The sequence below is a fragment of the Pseudomonas protegens CHA0 genome (assembly GCF_000397205.1).
Classification (GTDB): Bacteria; Pseudomonadota; Gammaproteobacteria; order Pseudomonadales; family Pseudomonadaceae; genus Aquipseudomonas; species Aquipseudomonas protegens.
Map to the genome: position 1 here is coordinate 1,363,520 of NC_021237.1, position 25,381 is coordinate 1,388,900.

24 protein-coding genes are annotated in these 25,381 nt (G+C 60.6%); 22 read left to right on the top strand and 2 right to left on the bottom strand.

Features of this window, described 5'->3' with window-relative positions; genetic code table 11:
- Positions 1-43: 43 nt before the first annotated feature.
- From PFLCHA0_RS06015 to ispD, 14 genes are all read left to right on the top strand, one after another.
- Positions 44-547, top strand: a complete 504-nt coding sequence (locus PFLCHA0_RS06015) for an OmpH/Skp family outer membrane protein (protein WP_011059533.1) — start codon at positions 44-46, stop codon at positions 545-547.
- Between the two features lie 3 nt (positions 548-550).
- On the top strand, positions 551-1,606 hold the full coding sequence (gene lpxD, locus PFLCHA0_RS06020; RefSeq protein ID WP_015634334.1) for a UDP-3-O-(3-hydroxymyristoyl)glucosamine N-acyltransferase: 1,056 nt from the start codon (positions 551-553) through the stop codon (positions 1,604-1,606).
- A 109-nt stretch (positions 1,607-1,715) separates the two neighbouring features.
- Complete coding sequence (fabZ, locus tag PFLCHA0_RS06025) at positions 1,716-2,156, top strand: 3-hydroxyacyl-ACP dehydratase FabZ (protein WP_007924058.1); 441 nt, start codon at positions 1,716-1,718, stop codon at positions 2,154-2,156.
- The gene (gene lpxA, locus PFLCHA0_RS06030; RefSeq protein WP_011059535.1) at positions 2,153-2,929 is read left to right on the top strand and encodes an acyl-ACP--UDP-N-acetylglucosamine O-acyltransferase; all 777 of its coding nucleotides are present in this window, start codon (positions 2,153-2,155) and stop codon (positions 2,927-2,929) included. Before fabZ ends, lpxA begins: the two co-directional genes overlap by 4 nt.
- Positions 2,930-2,931: 2 nt before the next feature.
- Entirely contained in the window at positions 2,932-4,056 is a 1,125-nt protein-coding gene (lpxB, locus tag PFLCHA0_RS06035; RefSeq protein WP_015634335.1) for a lipid-A-disaccharide synthase, read from the top strand.
- Positions 4,057-4,073: 17 nt separating this feature from the next.
- Positions 4,074-4,706: a ribonuclease HII gene (rnhB, locus tag PFLCHA0_RS06040; RefSeq protein WP_015634336.1), complete on the top strand. Its 633-nt coding sequence runs from the start codon at positions 4,074-4,076 to the stop codon at positions 4,704-4,706.
- Between the two features lie 69 nt (positions 4,707-4,775).
- Complete coding sequence (gene dnaE / locus PFLCHA0_RS06045; protein ID WP_015634337.1) at positions 4,776-8,297, top strand: DNA polymerase III subunit alpha; 3,522 nt, start codon at positions 4,776-4,778, stop codon at positions 8,295-8,297.
- A 139-nt stretch (positions 8,298-8,436) separates the two neighbouring features.
- Positions 8,437-9,384, top strand: a complete 948-nt coding sequence (locus PFLCHA0_RS06050) for an acetyl-CoA carboxylase carboxyltransferase subunit alpha (protein ID WP_015634338.1) — start codon at positions 8,437-8,439, stop codon at positions 9,382-9,384.
- Positions 9,385-9,517: 133 nt separating this feature from the next.
- Positions 9,518-10,834: a tRNA lysidine(34) synthetase TilS gene (gene tilS / locus PFLCHA0_RS06055; RefSeq protein ID WP_015634339.1), complete on the top strand. Its 1,317-nt coding sequence runs from the start codon at positions 9,518-9,520 to the stop codon at positions 10,832-10,834.
- A gap of 274 nt (positions 10,835-11,108) precedes the next feature.
- Positions 11,109-12,740 carry a CTP synthase gene (locus tag PFLCHA0_RS06060; protein WP_011059541.1) on the top strand — a complete coding sequence of 544 codons (1,632 nt, stop codon included), beginning with the start codon at positions 11,109-11,111 and terminating at the stop codon, positions 12,738-12,740.
- A gap of 5 nt (positions 12,741-12,745) precedes the next feature.
- Entirely contained in the window at positions 12,746-13,591 is an 846-nt protein-coding gene (gene kdsA, locus PFLCHA0_RS06065) for a 3-deoxy-8-phosphooctulonate synthase (RefSeq protein WP_011059542.1), read from the top strand.
- A gap of 155 nt (positions 13,592-13,746) precedes the next feature.
- The gene (eno, locus tag PFLCHA0_RS06070) at positions 13,747-15,036 is read left to right on the top strand and encodes a phosphopyruvate hydratase (RefSeq protein ID WP_011059543.1); all 1,290 of its coding nucleotides are present in this window, start codon (positions 13,747-13,749) and stop codon (positions 15,034-15,036) included.
- Positions 15,037-15,208: 172 nt separating this feature from the next.
- Positions 15,209-15,487 (top strand): cell division protein FtsB, encoded by a 279-nt coding sequence (gene ftsB, locus PFLCHA0_RS06075; protein ID WP_011059544.1) that lies wholly within the window; start codon positions 15,209-15,211, stop codon positions 15,485-15,487.
- Positions 15,484-16,191 carry a 2-C-methyl-D-erythritol 4-phosphate cytidylyltransferase gene (ispD, locus tag PFLCHA0_RS06080; RefSeq protein WP_011059545.1) on the top strand — a complete coding sequence of 236 codons (708 nt, stop codon included), beginning with the start codon at positions 15,484-15,486 and terminating at the stop codon, positions 16,189-16,191. The genes ftsB and ispD overlap by 4 nt, the downstream gene beginning before the upstream one ends.
- Before the next feature lie 117 nt (positions 16,192-16,308).
- Here the strand turns inward: ispD and PFLCHA0_RS06085 are convergent, their stop codons facing one another.
- On the bottom strand, positions 16,309-17,208 hold the full coding sequence (locus tag PFLCHA0_RS06085; protein WP_011059546.1) for a LysR substrate-binding domain-containing protein: 900 nt from the start codon (positions 17,206-17,208) through the stop codon (positions 16,309-16,311).
- A gap of 104 nt (positions 17,209-17,312) precedes the next feature.
- Here PFLCHA0_RS06085 and PFLCHA0_RS06090 point away from each other — a divergent pair, with 104 nt between their 5' ends.
- The 8 genes from PFLCHA0_RS06090 (at position 17,313) to rpoS (ending at position 24,539) form a co-directional block, all read left to right on the top strand.
- Positions 17,313-18,425 carry an S-(hydroxymethyl)glutathione dehydrogenase/class III alcohol dehydrogenase gene (locus PFLCHA0_RS06090; RefSeq protein WP_011059547.1) on the top strand — a complete coding sequence of 371 codons (1,113 nt, stop codon included), beginning with the start codon at positions 17,313-17,315 and terminating at the stop codon, positions 18,423-18,425.
- An 86-nt stretch (positions 18,426-18,511) separates the two neighbouring features.
- Positions 18,512-19,357, top strand: coding sequence for an S-formylglutathione hydrolase (gene fghA / locus PFLCHA0_RS06095; RefSeq protein ID WP_015634341.1), 846 nt, complete (start codon positions 18,512-18,514; stop codon positions 19,355-19,357).
- A 52-nt stretch (positions 19,358-19,409) separates the two neighbouring features.
- Positions 19,410-19,883, top strand: a complete 474-nt coding sequence (gene ispF / locus PFLCHA0_RS06100; RefSeq protein WP_011059549.1) for a 2-C-methyl-D-erythritol 2,4-cyclodiphosphate synthase — start codon at positions 19,410-19,412, stop codon at positions 19,881-19,883.
- Positions 19,880-20,938, top strand: coding sequence for a tRNA pseudouridine(13) synthase TruD (truD, locus tag PFLCHA0_RS06105; protein WP_015634342.1), 1,059 nt, complete (start codon positions 19,880-19,882; stop codon positions 20,936-20,938). Before ispF ends, truD begins: the two co-directional genes overlap by 4 nt.
- Positions 20,926-21,675 (top strand): 5'/3'-nucleotidase SurE, encoded by a 750-nt coding sequence (gene surE / locus PFLCHA0_RS06110; RefSeq protein ID WP_015634343.1) that lies wholly within the window; start codon positions 20,926-20,928, stop codon positions 21,673-21,675. The genes truD and surE overlap by 13 nt, the downstream gene beginning before the upstream one ends.
- Positions 21,676-21,716: 41 nt before the next feature.
- Positions 21,717-22,352: a protein-L-isoaspartate(D-aspartate) O-methyltransferase gene (locus PFLCHA0_RS06115; protein WP_169892832.1), complete on the top strand. Its 636-nt coding sequence runs from the start codon at positions 21,717-21,719 to the stop codon at positions 22,350-22,352.
- 212 nt (positions 22,353-22,564) lie between these two features.
- On the top strand, positions 22,565-23,425 hold the full coding sequence (locus PFLCHA0_RS31060; RefSeq protein WP_011059553.1) for a peptidoglycan DD-metalloendopeptidase family protein: 861 nt from the start codon (positions 22,565-22,567) through the stop codon (positions 23,423-23,425).
- 106 nt (positions 23,426-23,531) lie between these two features.
- The gene (rpoS, locus tag PFLCHA0_RS06125) at positions 23,532-24,539 is read left to right on the top strand and encodes an RNA polymerase sigma factor RpoS (RefSeq protein WP_011059554.1); all 1,008 of its coding nucleotides are present in this window, start codon (positions 23,532-23,534) and stop codon (positions 24,537-24,539) included.
- Positions 24,540-25,050: 511 nt separating this feature from the next.
- Here rpoS and fdxA read toward each other — a convergent pair.
- Positions 25,051-25,374, bottom strand: a complete 324-nt coding sequence (gene fdxA, locus PFLCHA0_RS06130) for a ferredoxin FdxA (protein WP_011059555.1) — start codon at positions 25,372-25,374, stop codon at positions 25,051-25,053.
- Positions 25,375-25,381: the final 7 nt, after the last annotated feature.

Below are 25,381 nucleotides of genomic sequence, written 5' to 3' on the forward strand. Positions count from 1 at the left end.
GCCTGATCCAAGATAACGACAATGGATTTTGTAGGAGTGCATCGTGCGTAAGTTGACTCAATTGGTTCTCCTGGCCACCGTTCTGGTCGCGAGCCCGGCATTTGCCGAAATGAAAATCGCCGTCCTGAACTATCAGATGGCCCTGCTGGAATCTGACGCAGCCAAGAAGTACGCCGTGGATGCCGAGAAAAAGTTCGGCCCTCAGTTGACCAAGCTGAAGACTCTGGAAAGCAGCGCCAAAGGCATCCAGGACCGTCTGGTGGCCGGTGGCGACAAGATGCAGCAGGGCGAGCGTGAACGCCTGGAGCTCGAGTTCAAGCAAAAGGCCCGTGACTTCCAGTTCCAGTCCAAGGAGCTGAACGAAGCCAAAGCCGTTGCCGACCGCGAAATGCTCAAGCAGCTGAAGCCGAAGCTGGACAGCGCTGTGGAAGAAGTCATCAAGAAAGGCGGTTTCGACCTGGTCTTCGAGCGTGGCGCAGTGATTGATGTCAAACCTCAGTACGACATCACTCGCCAGGTTATCGAGCGTATGAATCAGCTGAAGTAAGCCATGACCGCGACCATAAAGCTCGGCCAGTTGGCCGAGTTCCTCGGCGCCACCTTGAGTGGCGACGGGGAGAAGGAAATCACTGGGCTAGCCACCTTGCAGGAGGCTGGCCCAGCTCAGTTGAGCTTTTTGGCAAATCCCCAGTACCGCAAGTACCTGGTGGATTGTCAGGCCGGCGCGGTGCTGTTGAAGGCCGCGGATGCCGAAGCCTATGCCGGTGATGCACTGGTAGTGGACGATCCCTACCTGGCCTATGCGCGCATTTCCCATTTGTTCGATCCCAAGCCAAAGGCACAGGCAGGTGTTCATCCTTCTGCGGTGATTGCCGCTGATGCGCAGGTAGATCCTGCGGCCAGCATTGGCCCCTTTGCCGTGATCGAGAGCGGTGCGCGGATTGCTGCAGGTGTGACCATCGGCGCTCACTGCTTTATCGGCGCCCGCTGCGAAATCGGCGAAGGTGGCTGGCTGGCACCACGGGTGACCCTGTACCACGACGTGCGTATCGGCAAGCGTGTGGTCATTCAGTCAGGTGCTGTGCTGGGGGGTGAAGGCTTTGGTTTTGCCAATGAAAAAGGCGTCTGGCAGAAAATCGCCCAGATTGGCGGCGTGACCATCGGTGACGATGTGGAAATCGGCGTCAACACGGCGATCGACCGCGGTGCCCTGGCCGATACCGTCATTGGCAATGGCGTGAAGCTGGACAACCAGATCCAGATCGCCCACAACGTCCAGGTCGGTGATCACACCGCCATGGCTGCTTGTGTGGGGATCTCCGGCAGTACCAAGATCGGCAAGCACTGTATGCTCGCCGGTGGCGTGGGCCTGGTTGGGCATATCGATATTTGCGACAACGTATTCCTCACCGGGATGACCATGGTGACCCACTCGATTACCGAACCGGGCGCCTACTCTTCCGGTACGGCCATGCAGCCTGCTGCCGAGTGGCGCAAAAGCGCGGCACGCATCCGCCAGCTGGATGACCTTGCACGGCGCTTGCGTCAGTTGGAAAAGCGCGTTGGGGACGTGACCCCCGGCGGCAATGCTTCATCTGATGGCTGATACCATTTCCATATCAAGTGTGCACAGCCGCTAGACTGCCTCCTTGATTTGCTAGAGGAGCGTGCGTTAGTCGCGCGCTCCCACTCTTTACTACAGGCTTCCCCCCGAAATGATGGACATCAACGAGATTCGCGAATACTTGCCTCACCGTTACCCTTTCCTGTTGGTGGATCGGGTAGTGGACCTGGATGTTGAAGGCAAGTGCATTCGTGCCTACAAGAATGTCAGCATCAATGAACCGTTCTTCAATGGTCACTTCCCTGCGCACCCGATCATGCCGGGCGTGCTGATCATCGAGGCCATGGCTCAGGCTGCGGGCATTCTCGGTTTCAAGATGCTCGACGTGAAGCCCGCCGACGGCACCCTCTATTACTTCGTCGGTTCCGACAAGCTGCGCTTCCGCCAGCCGGTGCTGCCGGGCGACCAGCTGATCCTTGAAGCCAAGTTCATCAGCTGCAAGCGCCAGATCTGGAAGTTCGAATGCCAGGCTTCGGTCGACGGCAAGCCGGTGTGCTCTGCCGAGATCATCTGTGCGGAACGCAAACTATGAGTTTGATTGACCCTCGCGCAATCATCGATCCGACGGCCGTCCTGGCCGACGACGTTGAGGTTGGCCCGTGGTCGATCGTCGGCGCTGGTGTGGAAATCGGCGAGGGTACAGTGATCGGGCCCCATGTGATTCTCAAGGGCCCTACCCGGATCGGTAAGCACAACCGCATCTACCAGTTTTCGTCGGTAGGTGAGGACACGCCTGATCTGAAATACAAGGGCGAGGAAACCCGCCTGGTGATCGGTGACCACAACGTGATCCGCGAAGGCGTGACCATTCACCGTGGCACCGTCCAGGATCGTTCCGAAACCACTCTGGGTGATCACAACCTGGTCATGGCCTATGCCCACATCGGCCATGACAGCGTTATCGGCAACCACTGCATCCTGGTCAACAACACCGCCTTGGCCGGCCATGTGCATGTGGATGACTGGGCGATTCTCTCCGGTTTCACCCTGGTGCATCAGTATTGCCATATCGGCGCCCACAGCTTTTCCGGCATGGGCACCGCCATCGGCAAGGACGTGCCGGCATTCGTCACCGTATTCGGCAACCCCGCCGAAGCCCGCAGCATGAACTTCGAAGGCATGCGCCGTCGCGGCTTCAGCGAAGATGCGATCCACGCGCTGCGTCGTGCCTACAAGACGGTCTATCGCCAGGGGCTGACGGTTGATCAGGCCTTGGCCGAGCTGGCCGAGCCGGCTGCACAGTTTCCTGAAGTCGCGGTCTTTCGTGACTCGATCCAGTCCTCGACTCGCGGCATCACCCGTTAATCATGAGCACTCTGCGTATTGCGCTGGTGGCTGGCGAAGCCTCCGGCGACATTCTCGGCGCCGGTTTGATGCGAGCTCTCAAGGCTCAGCACCCGGCCGTCGAATTCATAGGGGTCGGTGGTCCGCTGATGGAGGCCGAAGGCCTTGTTTCCTACTTCCCCATGGAGCGCCTGGCGGTCATGGGGCTGGTAGAGGTGCTTGGGCGCCTGCGTGAGCTGCTGGCTCGACGCAAGAAGCTGATCCAGACCCTGATTGCTGAAAAGCCGGATGTGTTTATCGGTATCGATGCCCCGGATTTCACCCTGAATATCGAACTCAAGCTGCGTCAGGCCGGGATCAAGACCGTGCACTACGTCAGCCCTTCGGTCTGGGCCTGGCGGCAGAAGCGGGTGCTGAAGATCCGCGAAGGCTGCGACCTGATGCTGACCCTGTTCCCCTTCGAAGCCCGCTTCTATGAAGAGAAGGGGGTACCGGTGAAGTTCGTCGGTCACTCTCTGGCCGATGCCATTCCGCTGGAGGCCGACCGAGCCGCTGCACGCGCGGAGCTGGGGTTGCCAGAAGGGCCGTTGGTGGCCTTGATGCCCGGTAGTCGCGGTGGCGAAGTAGGGCGCCTGGGCGCCTTGTTCCTCGATGCCGCTCAGCGCCTGCGGGCCATGCGCCCCGGCGTGCGTTTCATCATGCCTTGCGCCAGCCCGGAGCGGCGGGTCCAGCTGGAGCAGTTGCTGGCCAATCGTGATCTGCCACTGACGTTGCTCGATGGCCAGTCCCACAAGGCGCTGGCTGCTTGCGATGCGGTGTTGATCGCCTCCGGTACCGCGACCCTGGAAGCCTTGCTCTACAAGCGCCCGATGGTCGTGGCTTACCGCCTGGCGCCGCTGACGTTCTGGATTCTCAAGCGCATGGTCAAGAGCCCGTACATTTCCCTGCCGAACCTGCTGGCCCAGCGCCTCCTGGTGCCTGAGCTGCTGCAGGACGATGCCACGGCCGATGCTCTGGCCCAGACCTTGTCGCCGCTGATCGAAGGTGGTGAAGAGCAGACTCGCGGCTTTGACGAGATCCACCGAACCTTGCGTCGCGACGCATCCAACCAGGCCGCGCAAGCCGTGCTTGGGCTGATCGGCAAATGACTGTGAGTAACCCGAAAATGCAAATGGGCCTGGATTTCACCCTGGTGGCGGACGCCGAGGACCTGGTGGCCGGGGTCGATGAGGTCGGCCGCGGCCCTTTGTGTGGTGCAGTGGTCACCGCGGCAGTGATTCTCGACCCGACGCGGCCGATTCTCGGCCTCAACGATTCGAAGAAGCTCACCGAAGCCCGGCGCGAGAAGCTGTTCGACGAAATCTGCGAGAAAGCCCTGAGCTGGTGCATCGCCCGGGCTGAGGTCGAGGAAATCGACGAGCTGAATATCCTCCATGCCACCATGTTGGCCATGCAGCGCGCAGTGGAGGGGCTGAGTGTGACCCCGAAGCTGGCGATGATCGATGGCAACCGTTGCCCGAAGCTGGCGATGCCGGCTGAAGCGGTGGTCAAGGGCGATAGCAAGGTTCCGGCGATTGCCGCGGCATCGATCCTGGCCAAGGTCAGCCGTGACCGAGAAATGGCCGCTTTCGAGCTGATCTATCCGGGATATGGCATCGGTGGCCACAAGGGCTACCCGACCCCGGTGCATCTGGAAGCCCTGGCCCGCCTGGGGCCGACACCGATTCACCGGCGCTCTTTCGCTCCGGTGCGGCAAGCCTACGAAGCCCGCGAGGCGCTGGGCGAGATTCAGTCCTGAGGCTGATGTTTTAGTCGAGGCCCGGTACAATCCGGGCCTTGTTGTTTTCGCGCTTATTACAGGATCACTATGCCGGCTTCATTCGTTCACCTGCGCCTGCACACTGAATATTCCCTGGTCGACGGTCTGGTGCGGATCAAGCCGCTGGTCAAGGCGCTGGCCGGCATGGGCATGCCGGCGGTGGCGGTCACCGACCAGAACAACATGTGTTCCCTGGTCAAGTTCTATAAAACCAGCATGGGTGCGGGGATCAAGCCGATCTGCGGCGCCGACCTGTGGCTGTCGAACAAGGACCCGGATAACCCCCTGAGCCGCATCAGCCTGCTGGTGATGAACGCCGTGGGTTATCGCAACCTGACCGAGCTGATTTCCCGCGGCTTCATCGATGGCCAGCGCAACGGCCAGATCATCATCGAGCGTGAGTGGGTGGCGGAGGCCGCGGAAGGCCTGATCATGCTCTCGGCGGCCAAGGAGGGCGAGATCGGCATGGCCCTGATCGCCGGCGATCTCGAGGTTGCCGAGACCCTGGCCCGGGAGTGGATGACCGTATTCCCCGAGCGCTTCTACCTGGAAGTGCAGCGTACCAACCGCCCCAACGACGAAGAGCAATTGCACGCTGCGGTGGCCCTGGCCGACAAGATCGGCGCGCCGCTGGTGGCTACCAACGACGTGCGTTTCATCAAGCAGGAAGACTTCGAAGCCCACGAAACCCGGGTTTGCATCGGTGAAGGCCGGGCCCTGGACGATCCGCGCCGCTCAAAGAACTACAGCGACCAGCAGTACCTGAAAAGCGCCGAGGAAATGGCCGAGCTGTTCAGTGACCTGCCCGAGGCGCTGGAAAACACTGTCGAGATCGCCAAACGCTGCAACATCGAGGTCAAGCTGGGCAAGCACTTCTTGCCTGACTACCCGATTCCCGATGGCATGACCATCGATGAGTATTTTCGCAAGGTTTCCTTCGACGGCCTGGAAGAGCGCCTCAGCGTGCTGCTGCCCAAGGACACCACCGAGGACTACGAGGCCAAGCGTCAGGTCTACGTCGACCGGCTGAATTTCGAACTGGATATCATCATCCAGATGGGCTTCCCCGGTTACTTCCTGATCGTTATGGACTTTATCCAGTGGGCCAAGAACAACGGCGTACCGGTAGGTCCGGGCCGGGGGTCGGGTGCCGGTTCCCTGGTGGCGTATGTGCAGAAGATCACTGACCTCGATCCGCTGGAATACGACCTGCTGTTCGAACGTTTCCTTAACCCGGAACGGGTCTCCATGCCCGACTTCGACGTCGACTTCTGCATGGACGGTCGCGACCGGGTGATCGACTACGTGGCCGAGAAATACGGCCGCAACGCGGTGAGCCAGATCATCACCTTCGGTTCCATGGCGGCCAAGGCGGTGGTGCGTGACGTGGCGCGGGTGCAGGGCAAGTCTTACGGCCTGGCCGACCGTCTGTCGAAGATGATCCCCTTCGAAGTCGGCATGACCCTGGAAAAAGCCTACGAGCAAGAGGAGATCCTGCGGGACTTCATCAAGGTCGATGAAGAGGCGGCGGAAATCTGGGAGATGGCGCGCAAGCTCGAGGGCGTGGTGCGCAACGTCGGCAAGCACGCCGGGGGTGTGGTGATCGCGCCCACCAAGCTCACCGACTTCTCGCCGATCTACTGCGACGAAGAGGGCGGTGGCCTGGTGACCCAGTTCGACAAGGATGACGTCGAGGCGGCCGGCCTGGTGAAGTTCGACTTCCTCGGTCTGCGGACCCTGACCATCATCGACTGGGCACTGAAAACCATTAACCGCGACCGCGCCAAGGTCGGCGAGGAGCCGCTGGATATCGCCTTTATCCCGCTGGACGACAAGCCGACCTACAGCCTGTTGCAGAAAGCTGAAACCACCGCAGTATTCCAGCTTGAATCCCGGGGCATGAAGGAGCTGATCAAGAAGCTCAAGCCCGACTGCCTGGAAGACCTGATCGCACTGGTGGCCCTGTTCCGTCCGGGGCCGCTGCAATCGGGCATGGTGGATGACTTCATCAACCGCAAGCACGGCCGCGCCGAGCTGGCCTACCCGCACCCGGACTATCAGTACGACGGCCTGCAGCCGGTACTGGCGCCGACCTACGGCATCATCCTGTACCAGGAACAGGTGATGCAGATTGCCCAGGTCATGGCCGGCTACACCCTGGGCGGTGCGGACATGCTGCGTCGGGCCATGGGTAAGAAAAAGCCCGAGGAGATGGCCAAGCAGCGTGGCGGCTTCATTGAGGGTTGCGCCAGCAACAACATCGATGCGGACCTGGCGGGCAACATCTTCGACCTGGTGGAAAAGTTCGCCGGCTACGGCTTCAACAAATCCCACTCCGCCGCCTACGGCCTGGTGTCGTACCAGACCGCCTGGCTCAAGGCGCACTACCCGGCGCCGTTCATGGCGGCGGTACTCTCCGCGGATATGCACAACACCGACAAGGTCGTGACCTTGATCGAGGAAGTGCGGATCATGAAGTTGCGCCTCGACGCGCCGGACGTGAACACCTCCGAGTTCAAGTTCACGGTGAACGACGAAGGTCGCATCGTCTACGGCCTGGGGGCGATCAAGGGCGTCGGCGAGGGGCCGGTGGAAGCCATCACCGAAGCCCGCGAGGCAGGACCTTTCAAGGATCTGTTCGATTTCTGCGCCAGGGTCGACCTCAAACGCATCAACAAGCGGACCCTGGACGGCTTGATTCGAAGCGGCGCCCTGGACCGCCTGGGTCCGCACTTCTTCGATGAGCCCAAGGCCTACCAGGCCAATATCGACCAGAACCGCGCCGTGCTGCTTGCTGCCATGGAAGAAGCGATCAAGGCTGCGGAGCAGACCGCCCGTACCCACGACAGTGGCCACGCCGACCTGTTCGGCGGGGTCTTCGTCGATGAGGATGCGGATGTCTACGCCAACCATCGCAAGGCCAAGGAACTGACCCTCAAGGAACGCCTGAAAGGCGAGAAAGATACCCTGGGGCTGTACCTGACCGGGCACCCGATCGACGAATACGAAGGCGAGATCCGTCGTTTCGCCCGCCAGCGCATCATCGACCTGAAGCCGGCCCGGGATACCCAGACCGTGGCCGGCATGATCATCGCCCTGCGGGTGATGAAGAACAAAAAGGGCGACAAGATGGGCTTCATCACCCTCGACGACCGCTCGGGGCGGATCGAGGCCTCGCTGTTTGCCGATGCGTTCCACTCGGCGCAGTCGCTGCTGCAGACCGACGCCATGGTGGTGGTGGAGGGCGAGGTCAGCAACGACGACTTCTCCGGCGGCCTGCGCCTGCGGGTCAAGCGGGTGATGAGCATGGAGGATGCGCGGACCAACCTGGCGGAAAGCCTGCGCCTGAAGATCCACAGCGATGCCCTGAAGGGCGATCAGCTACGCTGGCTGGGTGATCTGTTCAAGCGCCACCGCGGCGCATGCCCGATCACCATGGAGTACACCCGGGATGACGCCAAGGCCCTGCTGCAGTTTGGCGAGAACTGGCGGATCGATCCGGCGGACAGCTTGATTCAAGCCCTGCGTGACCAGTTCGGGCGAGACAACGTCTTCCTCCAATACCGTTGACGGTGAGGTGCCATCATTGCGCCTCATCGTCACTTGAATTTTTAATCTCGACCTCAACGCGTCCGTCCCTTAAGGTAGGGCGCGAATAGACAACCGGCCGGCCCAAGCTCCCTTGGACGTCGAGCCCAGACGGACGCCTATGAACCCGAATTTTCTTGATTTCGAACAGCCGATCGCCGACCTGCAAGCCAAGATCGAAGAGTTGCGCTTGGTCGGTAATGACAATTCGCTGAATATCGGCGATGAGATTTCCCGCCTGCAGGACAAGAGCAACACCCTGACCGAGGACATCTTCGGCAAGCTCACCAGCTGGCAGATCGCACGTCTGGCGCGGCACCCGCGTCGCCCGTACACCCTGGACTACATCCAGCACATCTTCACCGAGTTCGACGAGCTGCATGGCGATCGCCACTTCTCCGACGACGCCGCCATCGTAGGCGGCGTTGCTCGCCTGGACGAGCAGCCGGTGATGATCATCGGTCACCAAAAGGGCCGCGAAGTACGCGAGAAGGTCCGCCGCAACTTCGGCATGCCGCGTCCGGAAGGTTACCGCAAGGCCTGCCGCCTGATGGAAATGGCCGAGCGCTTCAAGATGCCGATCCTGACCTTCATCGACACCCCGGGCGCTTATCCGGGTATCGACGCTGAAGAGCGCAACCAGAGCGAAGCCATTGCCTGGAACCTGCGAGTCATGGCGCGCCTGAAGACCCCGATCATCGCCACCGTGATCGGTGAAGGTGGTTCTGGCGGTGCCTTGGCCATTGGCGTTTGCGACCAACTTAACATGCTGCAGTACTCCACTTACGCGGTGATCTCGCCGGAAGGCTGTGCCTCGATCCTGTGGAAAACCTCGGAAAAGGCCGCTGATGCCGCCGAAGCAATGGGCATCACCGCCGAGCGCCTGAAAGGCCTGGGTATTGTCGACAAGGTCATCGGCGAGCCATTGGGCGGCGCCCATCGTGATCCAGCCGCCGCGGCTGCCTCGATCCGTGCCGAACTCAGCTCGCAGCTGGCCATGCTCAAGGAAATGGATAACGACACCCTGTTGGCCCGTCGTTATGACCGCCTGATGAGCTACGGTCTCTGATCGAGCGCTGCTCCCCCTTGTAGGGGTACGCTCGTTCGCGACCCAGGCGCCGCCATCGATTCGATGGCGGCGTTGTTGCTTATGCGGGCAAGCAGTACGCCACCCGGCCGCTCCTACAGGTCTTGAACACGTCATGAACGCTCTCTGCGCCAAACTACTGCACAGCCTCGCGCCCTGGCGTGACTCCAGGAGTTGGCGCGTGGCTTTCTCCGGTGGCCTGGATTCCACCGTCCTGTTGCATCTGCTCGCCGAGCTGGCGCAGCACCATCGCCTTCCTCCACTTTCGGCTGTGCATATCCATCATGGACTTCAGGCTGCGGCCGACGCCTGGCCGGAGCATTGTCAGGCCTTCTGTGATGCGCTGGGGGTGCCGCTGCAGGTGCTTCGCGTCCAGGTGCCAGCGGGTGCCAGCCTGGAGCGCGCCGCCCGCGAGGCACGCTATGGCGCTTTCGCGCGGCTCACGGCGAGCACTGAAGTGCTGCTGACGGCGCAGCATCGTGACGACCAGGCGGAAACGCTGCTGTTTCGCCTGCTGCGCGGTGCCGGAGTCAGGGGCTTGTCGGCAATGCCGTCAGCGCGGCCGTTGGGTGACGGGCACCTGCTGCGACCCTTGCTTGATGTGTCACGTGCCGAACTGCAGTGCTACGCCGCGGAGCATCAGTTGAGCTGGGTCGAAGACCCATCCAACGCCGATCATCAGTATTCGCGCAATTACCTGCGCCACCAGGTCATGCCGGCGATCACCGCGCGCTGGCCCCAGGCGGCACTCAGCATGAGCCGCAGCGCCGCGCACTTGAATGAAGCCCAGGGCCTGCTCGATGAGCTGGCGATCATGGATCTGGATGCAGCCCGCGGTGCTAGCGTCTGGCCCTGGCTGGATCTGCCCTCACTGGCCCTGGCACCTTTGCAGTCTTTGTCGGGCGCGCGCCAACGCAATGCCTTGAGCCATTGGTTGAGCCGGTTTGGCCGTCTGCCGGATACCGATCACTGGCGCGGCTGGGACAGCCTGCGAGATGCGGGTGCCGAAGGGCGACCGGTTTGGCGTTTGGCCGATGGCGATTTGCATCGTGCGGCAGGGCGAGTCTGGTGGCTGTCCGGCAGCTGGCTGCAACCGGTCGACGGACGGTTGCAGTGGCTCGATCCGCAAAAGCCCTTGCATCTGCCGGGCAACGGTCAGGTGTCGTTCCCTGGGCCAGTGCCGACCGGGTCGCTGCATATCCGCTATCGCCAGGGGGGCGAGATCATGCACCTGGCCGGCCGCGGCCATCGGGACTTGAAGCGTTTGCTCAATGAAAGCGGGCTGCCGGGTTTCGTCCGTGGCAGATTGCCGCTGCTGTATCAGGACGACCGCTTGCTCGCGGTGGCGAACCTGCCGGCACTTGCGACAAACCCCCAGGGTGGCTGGCCATTGCAATGGCTGCCACCAACCAGCGATCAAGGTTTGAGCTGAAAGGGGCTTTCCGGTAGACTACGCTCCCTTCTTGATACAACTTCTGTGGATTCGCCTGAATTGCAGGAGTTGCCGATTACCAAGCAGTCTTTGCTGGGCGATTCCAAAAAATGTGTAGCGAGCAACCTACCGGTGTTTTTGCATCCGGTCTGTCACCACGCGGCGGTTTTTTTGAAAGGTGCACTGTGATTAATGCAGGTGATCGGGGGCTTCGGCCTTCCTTCGCTTTCCCCGGCGGCACTGACCGCTTTAACGCAGACTTCTAGGGTTTTTCATGACGCGCTACATATTCGTCACGGGCGGTGTTGTTTCTTCATTGGGGAAAGGCATTGCCTCGGCTTCATTGGCGGCCATCCTGGAGGCGCGGGGGCTTAAGGTCACCATGCTCAAGCTGGACCCGTACATCAACGTCGACCCGGGCACCATGAGCCCGTTCCAGCACGGTGAAGTGTTCGTCACCCACGACGGCGCCGAGACCGACCTGGACCTGGGCCACTACGAGCGGTTCATCCGCACGACCATGACCCAGAACAACAACTTCACCACCGGCCGCGTGTACGAGCACGTGCTGCGCAAGGAGCGCCGTGGTGATTATCTGGGTGCCACCATCCAGGTGATTCCGCACATCACCGACGAGATCAAGCGTCGCATCATCAAGGGCGCCGGCGATGCCGACGTGGCCTTGGTGGAAATCGGCGGTACCGTGGGTGACATCGAGTCGCAACCGTTCCTCGAAGCCATCCGTCAACTGCGTGTGGAAGTCGGTTCCAAGCGCGCGATGCTGATGCACCTGACGCTGGTTCCGTACATCGCCACCGCTGGCGAGACCAAGACCAAGCCGACCCAGCACTCGGTAAAAGAGCTGCGTTCGATCGGCTTGCAACCGGACGTGCTGATCTGCCGCTCCGACCATCCGGTGGATGTGTCGTCGCGCCGCAAGATCGCGCTGTTCACCAACGTTGAAGAGCGTGCGGTGATCTCCCTGGAAGACGTTGACACCATCTACAAGATCCCGGCCGTGCTGCACGCCCAGGGCCTGGACGATTTCGTCGTCGAGCGTTTCGGCCTGCAGTGCAACGGTGCTGACCTGTCCGAGTGGGAAAAAGTGGTGGACGCCAAGCTCAACCCAGAGCACGAAGTCACCATCGCCATGGTCGGCAAGTACATGGAACTGCTGGACGCCTACAAGTCGCTGATCGAAGCGATGAGTCATGCCGGCATTACCAACCGTACCAAGGTCAACCTGCGCTACATCGATTCCGAAGACATCGAGAATCAGGGCACCGCGCTGCTGGAAGGCGTCGACGCGATCCTGGTTCCAGGCGGTTTCGGCCTGCGTGGCGTGGAAGGCAAGATCACCGCGGTGCAATACGCTCGCGAGAACAAGGTGCCGTACCTGGGTATCTGCCTGGGCATGCAAGTGGCGGTCATCGAGTTCGCCCGTAATGTCATGGGCTGGAAAGACGCCAACTCCACCGAGTTCGATCGCACCAGCGGCCATCCGGTCGTCGGCCTGATCACCGAGTGGGAAGACGCCACCGGTGCCGTTGAAGTGCGTACCGAAGCTTCCGACCTGGGCGGCACCATGCGTCTGGGCGCTCAGGAATGCTTGCTGGAAGCGGGCTCCAAGGTCCACGACTGCTACGCCAAGGACGTGATCATCGAGCGTCACCGTCACCGCTACGAAGTGAACAACAAGCTGCTGCCGCAACTGATCGAAGCTGGCCTGAAGATCTCCGGTCGCTCGGGTGACGGCGCGCTGGTTGAAGTGGTCGAGGCCCAGGATCATCCATGGTTCGTCGCTTGCCAGTTCCACCCCGAGTTCACCTCGACTCCCCGTGACGGCCACCCACTGTTCAGCGGTTTCGTCAAAGCAGCATTGGCTCAACACCAGAAGAAGGCGTGACCCTGATGGCGCAGAAGATCATCCGCGTAGGCAACATCGAGATCGCCAACGACAAGCCGATGGTGCTGTTCGGCGGCATGAACGTGCTGGAAAGCCGCGACATGGCGATGCAGGTCTGTGAAGAATACGTGCGGGTCACCGAGAAGCTCGGTATCCCCTACGTGTTCAAGGCCAGTTTCGACAAGGCCAACCGTTCGTCGGTGACCTCCTACCGTGGCCCGGGCCTGGAAGAAGGCATGCGGATTTTCGAAGACGTGAAGCAGGCCTTTGGCGTGCCGATCATCACCGACGTCCACGAGCCGGCCCAGGCTGCCGTGGTCGCCGAAGTCTGCGACATCATCCAGCTGCCGGCCTTCCTTTCGCGGCAGACCGACCTGGTGGTGGCCATGGCCAAGACCGGCGCGGTGATCAACATCAAGAAAGCCCAGTTCCTCGCACCCCAGGAAATGAAACACATCCTGAGCAAGTGCGAAGAGGCGGGCAACGATCAGTTGATCCTCTGCGAGCGCGGTTCCAGCTTCGGCTACAACAACCTGGTCGTGGACATGCTCGGCTTCGGCATCATGAAGCAGTTCGAATACCCGGTGTTCTTCGATGTGACCCACGCCCTGCAGATGCCGGGTGGTCGCGCCGACTCCGCTGGCGGTCGCCGGGCCCAGGTCACCGACCTGGCCAAGGCCGGCATGAGCCAGTCTCTTGCCGGGCTGTTCCTCGAAGCCCATCCGGATCCGGACAACGCCAAGTGCGACGGTCCTTGCGCCCTGCGCCTGGACAAGCTCGAGCCGTTCCTGGCCCAGCTCAAGGCCCTGGACGAGCTGGTCAAGAGTTTTCCGACGGTAGAAACCGCGTAAAACCGATTTCTCCGGTAAAGTACCGCACGATTATTGCTCAGGCCCCCGGGCCTGAGCCTTATCGTCTGCAAGACTGCCCGCTTTCCCCGCCTTGCCGACGGTAAAAGATTTCCTACAGCTGCGTCGTTTTCGTCAACTTTGGAGTGTTTACAACAATGGCAAAAATCGTCGACATCAAAGGTCGTGAAGTTCTCGACTCCCGTGGCAACCCCACTGTCGAAGCGGACGTGCTTCTCGACAACGGCATCATCGGCAGTGCATGCGCGCCGTCCGGTGCTTCCACCGGCTCGCGCGAAGCGCTGGAGCTGCGTGATGGCGACAAGAGCCGTTACCTGGGCAAGGGCGTGCTCAAGGCGGTAGCCAACATCAACGGTCCGATCCGCGACCTGCTGCTGGGTAAGGACCCGATCGATCAGAAGGCCCTGGATCAGGCCATGATCAAGCTCGACGGTACCGAGAACAAGGCCACCCTGGGCGCCAACGCGATCCTCGCCGTGTCCCTGGCTGCTGCCAAGGCCGCCGCTCAGGACCAGGACCTGCCGCTGTACGCCCACATCGCCAACCTCAATGGCACTCCGGGCGTCTACTCGATGCCGGTACCGATGATGAACATCATCAACGGTGGCGAGCACGCCGATAACAACGTCGACATCCAGGAGTTCATGGTGCAGCCGGTTGGCGCCAAGTCCTTCTCGGAAGGCCTGCGCATGGGCACTGAAATCTTCCATCACCTCAAAGCCGTGCTGAAGGCCCGTGGCCTGAACACCGCAGTGGGTGACGAAGGCGGTTTTGCACCGAACCTGGCTTCCAACGAAGACGCTCTGAAAGTGATCTCCGAAGCCGTGGCCAACGCCGGTTACACCCTGGGCACCGACGTGACCCTGGCCCTGGACTGCGCTGCCAGCGAATTCTATGAAGATGGCAAGTACAACCTGTCCGGCGAAGGCCAGGTGTTCACCGCCGAAGGTTTCGCCGAGTACCTCAAAGGCCTGACCCAGCGCTACCCGATCATCTCCATCGAAGACGGCCTGGACGAGTCCGACTGGGCCGGCTGGAAAATCCTTACCGACAAGATCGGCGAGAAGGTTCAACTGGTCGGCGACGACCTGTTCGTGACCAACACCAAGATCCTGAAAGAAGGCATCGACAAGAAGATCGCCAACTCGATCCTGATCAAGTTCAACCAGATCGGCACCCTGACCGAAACCCTGGAAGCCATCCAGATGGCCAAGGCTGCCGGCTACACTGCGGTGATCTCCCACCGTTCCGGTGAAACCGAAGATTCGACCATCGCCGACCTGGCCGTGGGTACCTCGGCTGGCCAGATCAAGACCGGCTCCCTGTGCCGTTCCGACCGCGTTTCCAAGTACAACCAATTGCTGCGTATCGAAGAGCAATTGAACGGCAAGGCCAAGTACAACGGTCGCGGTGAGTTTCGCGGCTAAGCAGTAGATGGTAAAAAGACACCGGATTGTGTCGGGAAAATCGCTACAGCGAGTTTTTTGCCACTAATCTGATGCCTTAAGAGCACAAGCCTGGGTCTTCCAGGCTTCGTGCTATCAGTAGGTCCGAAGTTGTTGGCATGGCTGTCTTTTTTCACTGGATACCCGATATTCGATGCGCAGTCCCAATTGGTTGTTCCTGGTCTTGCTCTTGCTGCTGGCTGGCTTGCAGTACCGCCTGTGGGTGGGGAACGGCAGCTTGGCCCAGGTTGCTGACCTGACTCAGCAGATTGCCGACCAGCACGCTGAAAACGAGCGTTTGCTGGAACGAAATCGCGTACTCGATGCGGAAGTCATGGAGCTGAAAAAAGGCATGGAGACCGTGGAAGAACGGGCTCGCCACGAGTTGGGTATGGTCAAGGAGGGTGAAACCCTCTACCAGTTGGCCCAATGAGCGACGTATTGCCGGCCTTCTGGGCCGTGATTCCTGCCGCGGGCGTTGGTGCCCGCATGGCCGCGGACCGCCCCAAGCAGTACCTGCAACTGGGTGGACGCACAATTCTTGAACACAGCCTGGGCTGCTTTCTCGACCACCCCGGGCTCAAGGGGCTGGTGGTCAGCCTGGCGGTTGATGATCCTTACTGGCCGGCCCTGGCTTGCGCCCATGATTCGCGGATCCAGCGGGTCGAAGGTGGTGCTGAGCGTTCCGGCTCGGTGCTCAATGCCTTGCTCCATCTGCATGCCCAGGGCGCAGCCGATGACGACTGGGTGCTGGTTCACGATGCCGCCCGGCCCAATCTTTCCCGGGATGACCTGGACAAACTGCTGGGTGAGTTGATGGATGACCCGGTGGGGGGGCTGCTCGCAGTTCCGGCCCGGGACACCCTGAAACGTGTGGACAAGCACGGTCGAGTGCTGGAAACCGTTGACCGCAGTTTGATCTGGCAAGCCTACACACCGCAGATGTTCCGCCTCGGTGCCCTGCATCGGGCCCTGGCCGACAGCCTGGTGGCCGATGTGGCGATTACCGATGAAGCTTCGGCGATGGAATGGGCCGGCCAGGCGCCGCGCCTGATCGAAGGCCGCTCGGATAACCTCAAGGTCACCCGTCCCGAAGACCTGGAATGGTTGCGCCAGCGCTGGTCCAACCGCCGCTGACTGCTGGCTTGCGCTGCACCTTGTATCCGCTGGTGCAGGCTGCGAACGACTCGGAAGGAGGCGCCGCTCTTGAGGCCCTGAAGGCCCTGCGGGCCTTGTCACAGCCTGCGGCAGCAGCTACAGGTCGCGGTACTCCGGGCGCTGCGCCAGCCCTTGTTTCAGATAATCCACCAGCTTGCGCACTTTCGGTGACAGGTGCCGTTGCTGCGGGTACAGCGCCCAGACTGCGGTGTTGGGCGGTTGGTGAGCTTCCAGCAAGGAAATCAGCGTACCGTTCTGCAGGTGCTCCAGGACGTAGTAGTCCGGCAACTGGCACAGCCCTACCCCTTGCAAGGCCGCATCCAGCACCGCCTGCCCGCTGTTGCAGCGCCAATTACCCTGCACCCGTTGCGAAAATTCGCGCCCATCCAGTTCTAATTGCCAGATATCCGAGCTGCCGATCAGGCAGTTGTGCCGGCTCAACTCCGACAGGCTGTGTGGGCGTCCATAACGTTCCAGGTAGGAGGGCGAGGCGCATAGGTACATGCGGCGTGGGGCCAGGCGAGTGGCGACCAGGCGCGAGTCCTGCAGGCGCCCAAGGCGAATCGCCAGGTCCAGCCCTTCATGCACCAGATCCAGGGGGCGGTTGCTGAGCTCTATATCCACCCGCAACTGCGGATAAAGGCTCATGAACCGGGTAACCAGGGGCACGATAAAGCGCTCGCCGTAGGCCACTGCACAGGTCATGCGCAGCATTCCCTTGGGCTCGCTGGTCAGGTCGCCTACGGCCCGCAGGGCCTCCTCGCGACCATCCTGCAGACGTTGGCAATGCTGGAGAAAGGTCTGCCCGGCCTCGGTCAGGGTCACCCGGCGGGTACTGCGATACAGCAGGCGAGTCTGCAAGCGCTCCTCAAGCCGTGCCACCTGACGGCTGATATGGGACGAAGAGACCCCCAGGCGCTCGGCGGCAGCGGTGAACTGGCTGCATTCGGCGACCGCGACAAATTCGTCGATACCTTCCCAACGGTTGTCATTCATTGATTGTCCCCATACAGCAATAATGTTTTGCTTTTGCCTGGATTATTCATCGCATTGCGCTGTTTTACACTCTGTGCCTCGTTTTTATTCGCTGGAGAGTCAGGATGATCAAGTCACGTGCTGCCGTAGCCTTCGAGGCCAAGAAGCCGCTGGAAATCGTCGAAGTGGATGTCGCCATGCCCAAGGCGGGCGAGGTGCTGCTGCGGGTCGTCGCCTCCGGCGTCTGCCACACCGACGCCTACACGCTGTCTGGTGCCGACCCTGAAGGCATCTTCCCGGCGATCCTCGGTCATGAAGGCGGTGCGGTGGTTGAGGCGGTGGGCGAGGGCGTGACCTCGGTGGCTGTGGGTGACCATGTGATCCCGCTGTACACCCCGGAATGCGGCAAGTGCAAATTCTGCCTGTCGGGCAAGACCAACCTCTGTCAGGCCATTCGCGCCACCCAGGGCAAGGGCCTGATGCCTGATGGCACCACGCGTTTTTCCTACAAGGGTCAGCCGATTTTCCACTACATGGGTACCTCGACCTTTTCCGAGTACACCGTGCTCCCGGAAATCTCCGTGGCCAAGATTCCCAAGGAAGCGCCGCTGGAAAAGGTCTGCCTGCTGGGGTGCGGCGTGACCACCGGGATCGGAGCGGTGATCAACACCGCCAAGGTCAAGGCCGGTGATACCGTGGCCATCTTCGGCCTGGGCGGCATTGGCCTGTCGGCGGTCATCGGTGCGGTCAAGGCCAAGGCCGGGCGTATCATCGCCATCGATATCAACCCGGCCAAGTTCGAGATCGCCAAGCAACTGGGCGCCACCGACTGCGTCAATCCGAAGGATTTCGACCGTCCGATTCAGGAGGTCATTGTCGACATGACTGATGGCGGCGTGGATTTCTCCTTCGAGTGCATCGGCAATGTGCAACTGATGCGTGCGGCCCTGGAGTGCTGCCACAAGGGCTGGGGCGAATCGGTAATCATCGGCGTGGCCGGTGCCGGCCAGGAAATCTCCACCCGTCCCTTCCAACTGGTGACCGGCCGGGTATGGCGCGGCTCAGCCTTTGGTGGCGTGCGCGGGCGCAGCGAGCTGCCAAGCTACGTGGAAATGTCCCAGACCGGCGAGATCCCCCTGGATACCTTCATCACCCACACCATGGGCCTGGAAGATATCAACAAGGCGTTCGACCTGATGCACGAAGGCAAGAGCATTCGCTCCGTCATTCACTTCTAAGAGCAGCGGCAAGCGGCAAGCCACAGGCGCCAAGCGGGAGTTCCGCTTGCGGCCCATGGCTTGCGGCGTGCCGCTGGAGGTCTGCCATGAGTCTGGAAAACCTTTCCTGCCAGAAAAGCTTCGGCGGCTGGCATAAACGCTATAAGCATCATTCCCGGGTGCTGGGCTGTGACATGGTGTTCGCCGTGTATTTGCCGCCCCAGGCCGAACAGGGCGGCAAGCTGCCGGTGCTTTACTGGTTGTCCGGCCTGACCTGTACCGACGAGAACTTCATGCACAAGGCCGGGGCTCAACGCATGGCTGCCGAGCTGGGCTTGATCATCGTCGCTCCGGATACCAGCCCGCGTGGCCCCGGCGTGCCCGGTGACCCGGACGGTGCCTGGGATTTCGGTCTGGGTGCCGGGTTCTACCTGAACGCGACGCAGGAGCCCTGGGTCCAGCATTACCGGATGCACGATTATGTGGTGAACGAGCTGCCGGAGCTGGTGGAGGCGCATTTTCCCGCTTCGCACAAGCGTGGGATCAGCGGGCACTCCATGGGCGGTCACGGGGCATTGGTGTGCGCGCTGCGTAATCCGGGGCGCTATCAGTCGGTTTCGGCCTTCGCTCCCATCAGCAACCCGATGGATTGCCCCTGGGGGCAGAAGGCGTTTTCCCGTTACCTGGGGGAGGAACGCTCACGCTGGCGCGAGTGGGATGCCAGCGTGCTGATCGCCGAAGTCACCGAGAAGCTGCCGTTGCTGGTGGATCAGGGGGATCGTGACGACTTCCTTGCCGGTCAGCTCAAGCCTGAAGTGCTGCAGCAAGCGGCAAAGAATGCCGGGCATGAGCTGACGTTGCGGATGCAGCCGGGGTACGACCACAGCTACTTCTTTATCGCCAGTTTCATAGACGACCACTTGCAGCACCATGCACGTGCTCTTAACGCCTAATACCTGCCAAAGCAGGTAGAATCACGCCCTGACTTTTTCGGGGCGTTTTTTTATGCGTATTGGCCACGGCTACGATGTGCACCGTTTCGCTGAGGGCGACTTCATCACGTTGGGGGGGGTGCGTATTGCCCACCATTTCGGGCTGCTCGCGCACTCCGATGGTGATGTGCTGTTACACGCACTCAGTGATGCCCTTCTGGGCGCTGCCGCGCTGGGTGATATCGGCAAGCACTTTCCGGACACCGATCCGCAGTTCAAGGGCGCCGACAGCCGTGTCCTGCTGCGTCATGTTGTCGCGCTGATTCATGCCAAGGGCTGGAAGATCGGCAACGTCGACAACACCATCGTCGCCCAGGCACCGAAAATGGCACCTCACATTGAAACCATGCGGGCCTTGATTGCCGAGGACCTGCAGGTCGAGCTGGACCAGGTGAACGTGAAGGCAACCACCACCGAAAAACTCGGCTTTGTCGGCCGCGAGGAAGGCATCGCCGTGCATTCCGTGGCCTTGTTGCAACGCCCATGAATGAACTGCAATTGTTGGGCCCGCGGGCCTATGGCGATGCCCTGGGCAGCGCCGTACTCAAGGCCACTGCCGAAGACTTCCAGGTTGATGAAGTACTCGATATCCCGCTGAGCGGGGAAGGCGAGCATCTGTGGCTGTGGGTGGAAAAACGCGGCTTGAACACCGAGGAAGCGGCGCGGCGGATCGCCAAGGCGGCGGGGGTGTCGTTGCGCACCGTCAGCTATGCCGGGCTCAAGGATCGCCAGGCGCTGACCCGCCAGTGGTTCAGTGTGCAACTGCCGGGCAAGGCCGATCCGGATCTTGGCGCAGCGGAAAATCACACTCTGAAGATCCTCGAGGCCACCCGCCACAAGCGCAAATTGCAGCGTGGGGCCCATGCCGCCAATGGTTTTACCCTGCGTCTGACAGAGCTCAAGGCGGATCAGGCAGCCATCGACGAGCGCCTGAAGAGGATTGCCGCTCAAGGTATTCCCAACTATTTCGGCGCCCAGCGCTTCGGCTACGACGGTGGCAACCTGGCGGACGCCCGTAGCTGGGCTGCCCGCCAGGCGCTGCCGGAGCAGCGCAATGTGCGTTCGCGCCTGTTGTCCACCGCCCGCAGCTACCTGTTCAACCAGGCGCTGGCAGCGCGAGTGGCGGACGGCACTTGGCAGCAGGCGCAAGTGGGCGACTTGCTGGCATTTACCGACAGCCGCAGCTTTTTCATGGCCGGCCCGGATGAATGCACGGATCCGCGCCTGGCAATTCTTGACTTGCATCCCACAGGCCCGTTGTGGGGCGAAGGCGAGTCTCCGGCGGGTGGTGTGGTTCATGAACTTGAACAGCAGATGGCCGACCGCGAGGCGGCACTGTGCGAATGGCTGATAAAAGCCGGCATGAGCCACGAACGACGCATCCTGCGGCTGCCCATTGGCGGTTTGACGTGGCATTATCCCGAGCCTGATATTCTGCAACTGGAATTCGTCCTCCCGGCCGGATGTTTCGCCACCGCCTTGGTGCGTGAACTCGTCGATCTGGTGCCGGTGGGGCAGACGGACAGCTCATGCGCATTCTGATTTCTAACGATGATGGGGTAACTGCACCCGGTATCGCGGCGTTGCACGCTGCGCTGGCGGATTACGCCGAGTGCGTGGTTATCGCTCCGGATCAAGACAAAAGCGGCGCCAGCAGCTCGCTGACGCTCGACCGTCCGTTGCATCCGCACACCCTTGGCAACGGCTTTATCAGCATCAATGGCACCCCCACCGACTGTGTTCACCTGGGGCTCAACGGCCTGCTGGAGCATGACCCGGACATGGTGGTGTCGGGCATCAACCTGGGGGCCAACCTCGGTGATGACGTGCTGTACTCCGGGACGGTCGCCGCTGCATTGGAAGGGCGCTTCCTGCAACGCCCTGCGATCGCCTTTTCGCTGGTCTCGCGCCAGGTGGAGAACCTTGCGACCGCAGCCTATTTCGCGCGCAAGCTGGTGCAAGCCCAGGCCTTGCTGGATTTACCACCACGGACGGTGTTGAACGTGAATATTCCCAACCTGCCGCTTGATCATATTCGGGGCATCCAGTTGACCCGCCTGGGCCATCGCGCCCGTGCTGCGGCACCGATGAAGGTGGTCGACCCCCGCGGCAAGGCGGGTTACTGGATCGCTGCCGCCGGCGACGCCGAGGATGGCGGGCCCGGCACCGACTTTCATGCAGTGATGCAGGGCTACGTGTCTGTCACGCCGCTGCAGCTGGATCGCACCTTCAATGACGCGTTCAGGAGTCTGGATGGCTGGTTGGAGGGGCTGCGCTGATGGCTCGCGAGCAAGACGATCTGCTGCGGCGGGGAATCGGCATGACTTCCCAGCGTACCCGCGAACGCCTGATCCAGCGCCTGTATGACGAGGGGCTGTCCAACCCTCAGGTACTGGAAGTGATTCGGCGCACACCGCGGCATCTGTTTGTCGATGAGGCCCTGGCCCATCGTGCCTATGAAGACACGGCGCTGCCGATCGGCCACAACCAGACCATCTCCCAGCCTTATATGGTGGCCCGCATGAGTGAGCTGCTGCTGGCGGCCGGGCCGCTGGACAAGGTACTGGAGATCGGCACCGGTTCGGGCTACCAGACTGCGGTGTTGTCGCAGCTGGTGGAGCGGGTGTTTTCGGTGGAGCGGATCAAGGTCCTGCAAGACCGGGCCAAGGAGCGCCTGCAGGAATTGAACCTGCGCAACGTCGTATTTCGCTGGGGCGACGGCTGGGAAGGCTGGCCGGCGCTGGCGCCCTATAACGGCATCATCGTCACTGCCGTCGCCACCGATATCCCCCAGGCCCTGCTCGATCAACTCGCGCCTGGCGGGCGCCTGGTGATTCCGGTGGGGGCAGGGGAGGTGCAGCAGTTGATGCTGATCATCCGTGAAGAACAGGGCTTTGCCCGGCACGTCCTGGGGGCGGTGCGTTTTGTGCCGTTGCTCAATGGTCCCCTGGCCTGAAGGCATTTATCAGGCTGGGGTGAATTCTGTCTGGCGGGCTGTGTCTTAGTGCCGTATCGATCGTCAATGAGTGATACGACGGTCAGAGGCAGGTTCTTGCGGCTGTCCTTGTGCTGGGCCAGCGGTAAAGCGCCTGTGTCCAGTTATACTTGCGTCACTTCACGCCTGAGTCAGGCAATCTATATCGTCAACCACCACAAAGGGAGCGGCGGGTGAGTCTCACAGTCATTGCGCAGCGTATAGGTACAACAAGCTTTCAGCGACTGATGATTGGCCTTGCCTTGAGTTCCTTGTTGGTCGGTTGCTCCAGCACCAAATCCAGCAGCGTGGGGGTGGTCGAGCGCAGTAACACTGTTGCGCCGCAGCGCCCTACGGTGACCACCGGGCAGTACGCGGTGCGTCGCGGAGACACCTTGTTTTCCATTGCCTTCCGCTATGGCTGGGACTACAAGGCGCTGGCCGCTCGCAACAACATCGCCGAGCCTTACACCATCCATCCCGGGCAGGTCATTCGCTTTGACGGCCGCACTGGCACTACGCCGGCGACGGTTGTTACCAGCACCCAGTCCAGTGCCTCTTCCTCCAGCAAGACCACGGTCATTCGTCGCCCGGCAGGCACCACGACAACGCCTGCAACTGCCACCACCACCAACCCAGCGAGCAAGCCGGCGCCTGCTCCGGCTACCCCCGCGGGCCCCGCTCCTACGGGTTGGGGATGGCCTTCGAACGGTGTTCTGATTGGAAAATTTTCTTCAAACGGTAGTTTGAATAAAGGCATTGATATCGCCGGAGATTTGGGACAGCCTGTTTTAGCTGCGTCTGATGGGACGGTGGTTTACGCCGGGAGTGGCTTAAGGGGCTACGGCGAATTAGTCATCATCAAACACAACGAAACCTACGTCAGTGCTTACGGCCACAACCGCAAGCTATTGGTTCGGGAGGGACAGCAGGTCAAAGTCGGACAGACAATTGCCGAGATGGGATCAACTGGTACAGACCGGGTGAAACTGCACTTTGAGATTCGCCGACAAGGTAAACCTGTAGATCCGCTGCAATTCCTGCCACGTCGTTGATCCGTTACCAGCCTGTTCCGCTCACGTAGAGGGAACAGGCTCCAGCGTTGCCAGGGATAAAGGCGCCGCTTGAGCCTGAGGTCGAACTCACCAAAGGACTATAACAATGGCTCTCAGTAAAGAAGTGCCGGAGTTTGACATCGACGATGAGGTTCTCCTTATGGAGAGCAGCATCGATATGGATTCGATGTCGAATAATGAGGGGGCAACTCCACCTTCCGTTCGCACCAAATCCAAAAGCTCCGCTTCATTAAAGCAACACAAATACATTGATTACACGCGTGCACTCGATGCCACGCAGCTGTACCTCAATGAAATCGGTTTTTCTCCATTGCTCTCCCCCGAAGAGGAAGTGCACTTTGCGCGGTTGTCGCAAAGTGGTGATCCGGCCGGGCGCAAGCGCATGATTGAAAGCAACTTGCGGCTGGTGGTGAAAATCGCCCGGCGCTATGTCAATCGTGGCCTGTCGCTGCTGGACCTGATCGAAGAGGGCAACCTCGGGCTGATCCGAGCGGTGGAGAAGTTCGATCCGGAACGCGGCTTCCGCTTCTCGACCTATGCCACCTGGTGGATTCGTCAGACCATCGAGCGGGCCATCATGAATCAGACCCGGACCATCCGGTTGCCGATCCATGTGGTCAAAGAACTCAACGTCTACTTGCGCGCCGCCCGTGAGTTGACGCAAAAACTCGATCATGAACCCTCCCCCGAAGAAATCGCCAACCTGCTGGAGAAGCCGGTGGCCGAAGTCAAACGCATGCTCGGCCTGAACGAGCGGGTTTCTTCGGTTGATGTCTCCCTGGGCCCGGATTCGGACAAGACCCTGCTGGATACCCTGACCGACGACCGTCCGACAGATCCTTGTGAGCTGTTGCAGGACGACGATCTGTCACAAAGTATCGATCAGTGGCTTTCCGAATTGACCGAGAAGCAGCGTGAAGTGGTAGTGCGACGTTTCGGCCTGCGAGGACACGAGAGCAGCACCCTTGAAGATGTGGGCCTGGAGATCGGTCTGACCCGTGAGCGGGTTCGGCAGATCCAGGTTGAAGGGCTCAAGCGCCTTCGGGAAATTCTCGAGAAGAATGGATTGTCCAGTGAGTCGCTGTTTCAGTAGCCACTGGATCGATTCACAAGAGCCCCGATCGACTCGGGGCTTTTTATTGCACGCAGCTTGTGGTTTTGAATGGGCTATTGCCAGAGAAGTTGGCTTAACTCTCAACCGTCATGTAAGCCAAAGATTACTTTTTCGTACGCATTCGGTTCTCGGCTACTTCTGCGTTGTCTAGTTTTGCGTAGGCTGTTTTTTATATTATTGATTTATATAATATTTTTTATGAGTGGCTATGAGTTTCGACCAAGTTTCACACGAATAGTGCGATTGCTCTTGCCGGGGAACTCTCTAATATCAGCCCTGTGTCGACGGATAGACACAGCCATCAAGGACGATGGTCAGGACATCGCAGGAAGCGATTCATCAGGACGATGAAAAGGAACACAGGGACTAGGGAAAAATGTGGGCGGGTCATACCGCCCCTTTTTTTCGTCTGTCGAAAAGTCCCGCCGGAGTTTCCTTGCCCCAGAAACGCAAAAAGGCCCGCAAGGGGCCTTTGGGAACGCAGCTGCAATCAGCGTTCGAGATCCTTGATCTTGCCTTTGACGCCATCCCACTCTTCGGCATCCGGCAACGGATCTTTCTTTTCAGTGATGTTCGGCCAGATCTCTGCCAGCTCGACGTTCAACTGAATGAATTCTTGCATCTCTTCCGGGACTTCATCCTCGGAGAAAATCGCTACAGCGGGGCATTCAGGCTCACACAGTGCGCAATCAATGCACTCATCCGGGTGAATCACCAGGAAGTTCGGGCCTTCGTAAAAGCAGTCCACCGGACAGACTTCTACGCAGTCGGTGTACTTGCACTTGATGCAGTTGTCGGTGACGACGAAGGTCATTTCTAAT

Coding starts and splice junctions, on each gene's coding strand:
- rpoS (WP_011059554.1), top strand. CDS start 23,532: ATGGCTCTCAGTAAAGAAGTGCCGGAGTTTGACATCGACGATGAGGTT.
- lpxD (WP_015634334.1), top strand. CDS start 551: ATGACCGCGACCATAAAGCTCGGCCAGTTGGCCGAGTTCCTCGGCGCC.
- fghA (WP_015634341.1), top strand. CDS start 18,512: ATGAGTCTGGAAAACCTTTCCTGCCAGAAAAGCTTCGGCGGCTGGCAT.
- ispF (WP_011059549.1), top strand. CDS start 19,410: ATGCGTATTGGCCACGGCTACGATGTGCACCGTTTCGCTGAGGGCGAC.
- truD (WP_015634342.1), top strand. CDS start 19,880: ATGAATGAACTGCAATTGTTGGGCCCGCGGGCCTATGGCGATGCCCTG.
- PFLCHA0_RS06085 (WP_011059546.1), bottom strand. CDS start 17,208: ATGAATGACAACCGTTGGGAAGGTATCGACGAATTTGTCGCGGTCGCC.
- fdxA (WP_011059555.1), bottom strand. CDS start 25,374: ATGACCTTCGTCGTCACCGACAACTGCATCAAGTGCAAGTACACCGAC.
- lpxB (WP_015634335.1), top strand. CDS start 2,932: ATGAGCACTCTGCGTATTGCGCTGGTGGCTGGCGAAGCCTCCGGCGAC.
- surE (WP_015634343.1), top strand. CDS start 20,926: ATGCGCATTCTGATTTCTAACGATGATGGGGTAACTGCACCCGGTATC.
- PFLCHA0_RS06090 (WP_011059547.1), top strand. CDS start 17,313: ATGATCAAGTCACGTGCTGCCGTAGCCTTCGAGGCCAAGAAGCCGCTG.
- lpxA (WP_011059535.1), top strand. CDS start 2,153: ATGAGTTTGATTGACCCTCGCGCAATCATCGATCCGACGGCCGTCCTG.
- fabZ (WP_007924058.1), top strand. CDS start 1,716: ATGATGGACATCAACGAGATTCGCGAATACTTGCCTCACCGTTACCCT.
- eno (WP_011059543.1), top strand. CDS start 13,747: ATGGCAAAAATCGTCGACATCAAAGGTCGTGAAGTTCTCGACTCCCGT.
- PFLCHA0_RS06115 (WP_169892832.1), top strand. CDS start 21,717: ATGACTTCCCAGCGTACCCGCGAACGCCTGATCCAGCGCCTGTATGAC.
- PFLCHA0_RS06060 (WP_011059541.1), top strand. CDS start 11,109: ATGACGCGCTACATATTCGTCACGGGCGGTGTTGTTTCTTCATTGGGG.
- rnhB (WP_015634336.1), top strand. CDS start 4,074: ATGCAAATGGGCCTGGATTTCACCCTGGTGGCGGACGCCGAGGACCTG.
- dnaE (WP_015634337.1), top strand. CDS start 4,776: ATGCCGGCTTCATTCGTTCACCTGCGCCTGCACACTGAATATTCCCTG.
- PFLCHA0_RS06050 (WP_015634338.1), top strand. CDS start 8,437: ATGAACCCGAATTTTCTTGATTTCGAACAGCCGATCGCCGACCTGCAA.
- kdsA (WP_011059542.1), top strand. CDS start 12,746: ATGGCGCAGAAGATCATCCGCGTAGGCAACATCGAGATCGCCAACGAC.
- ispD (WP_011059545.1), top strand. CDS start 15,484: ATGAGCGACGTATTGCCGGCCTTCTGGGCCGTGATTCCTGCCGCGGGC.
- ftsB (WP_011059544.1), top strand. CDS start 15,209: ATGCGCAGTCCCAATTGGTTGTTCCTGGTCTTGCTCTTGCTGCTGGCT.
- tilS (WP_015634339.1), top strand. CDS start 9,518: ATGAACGCTCTCTGCGCCAAACTACTGCACAGCCTCGCGCCCTGGCGT.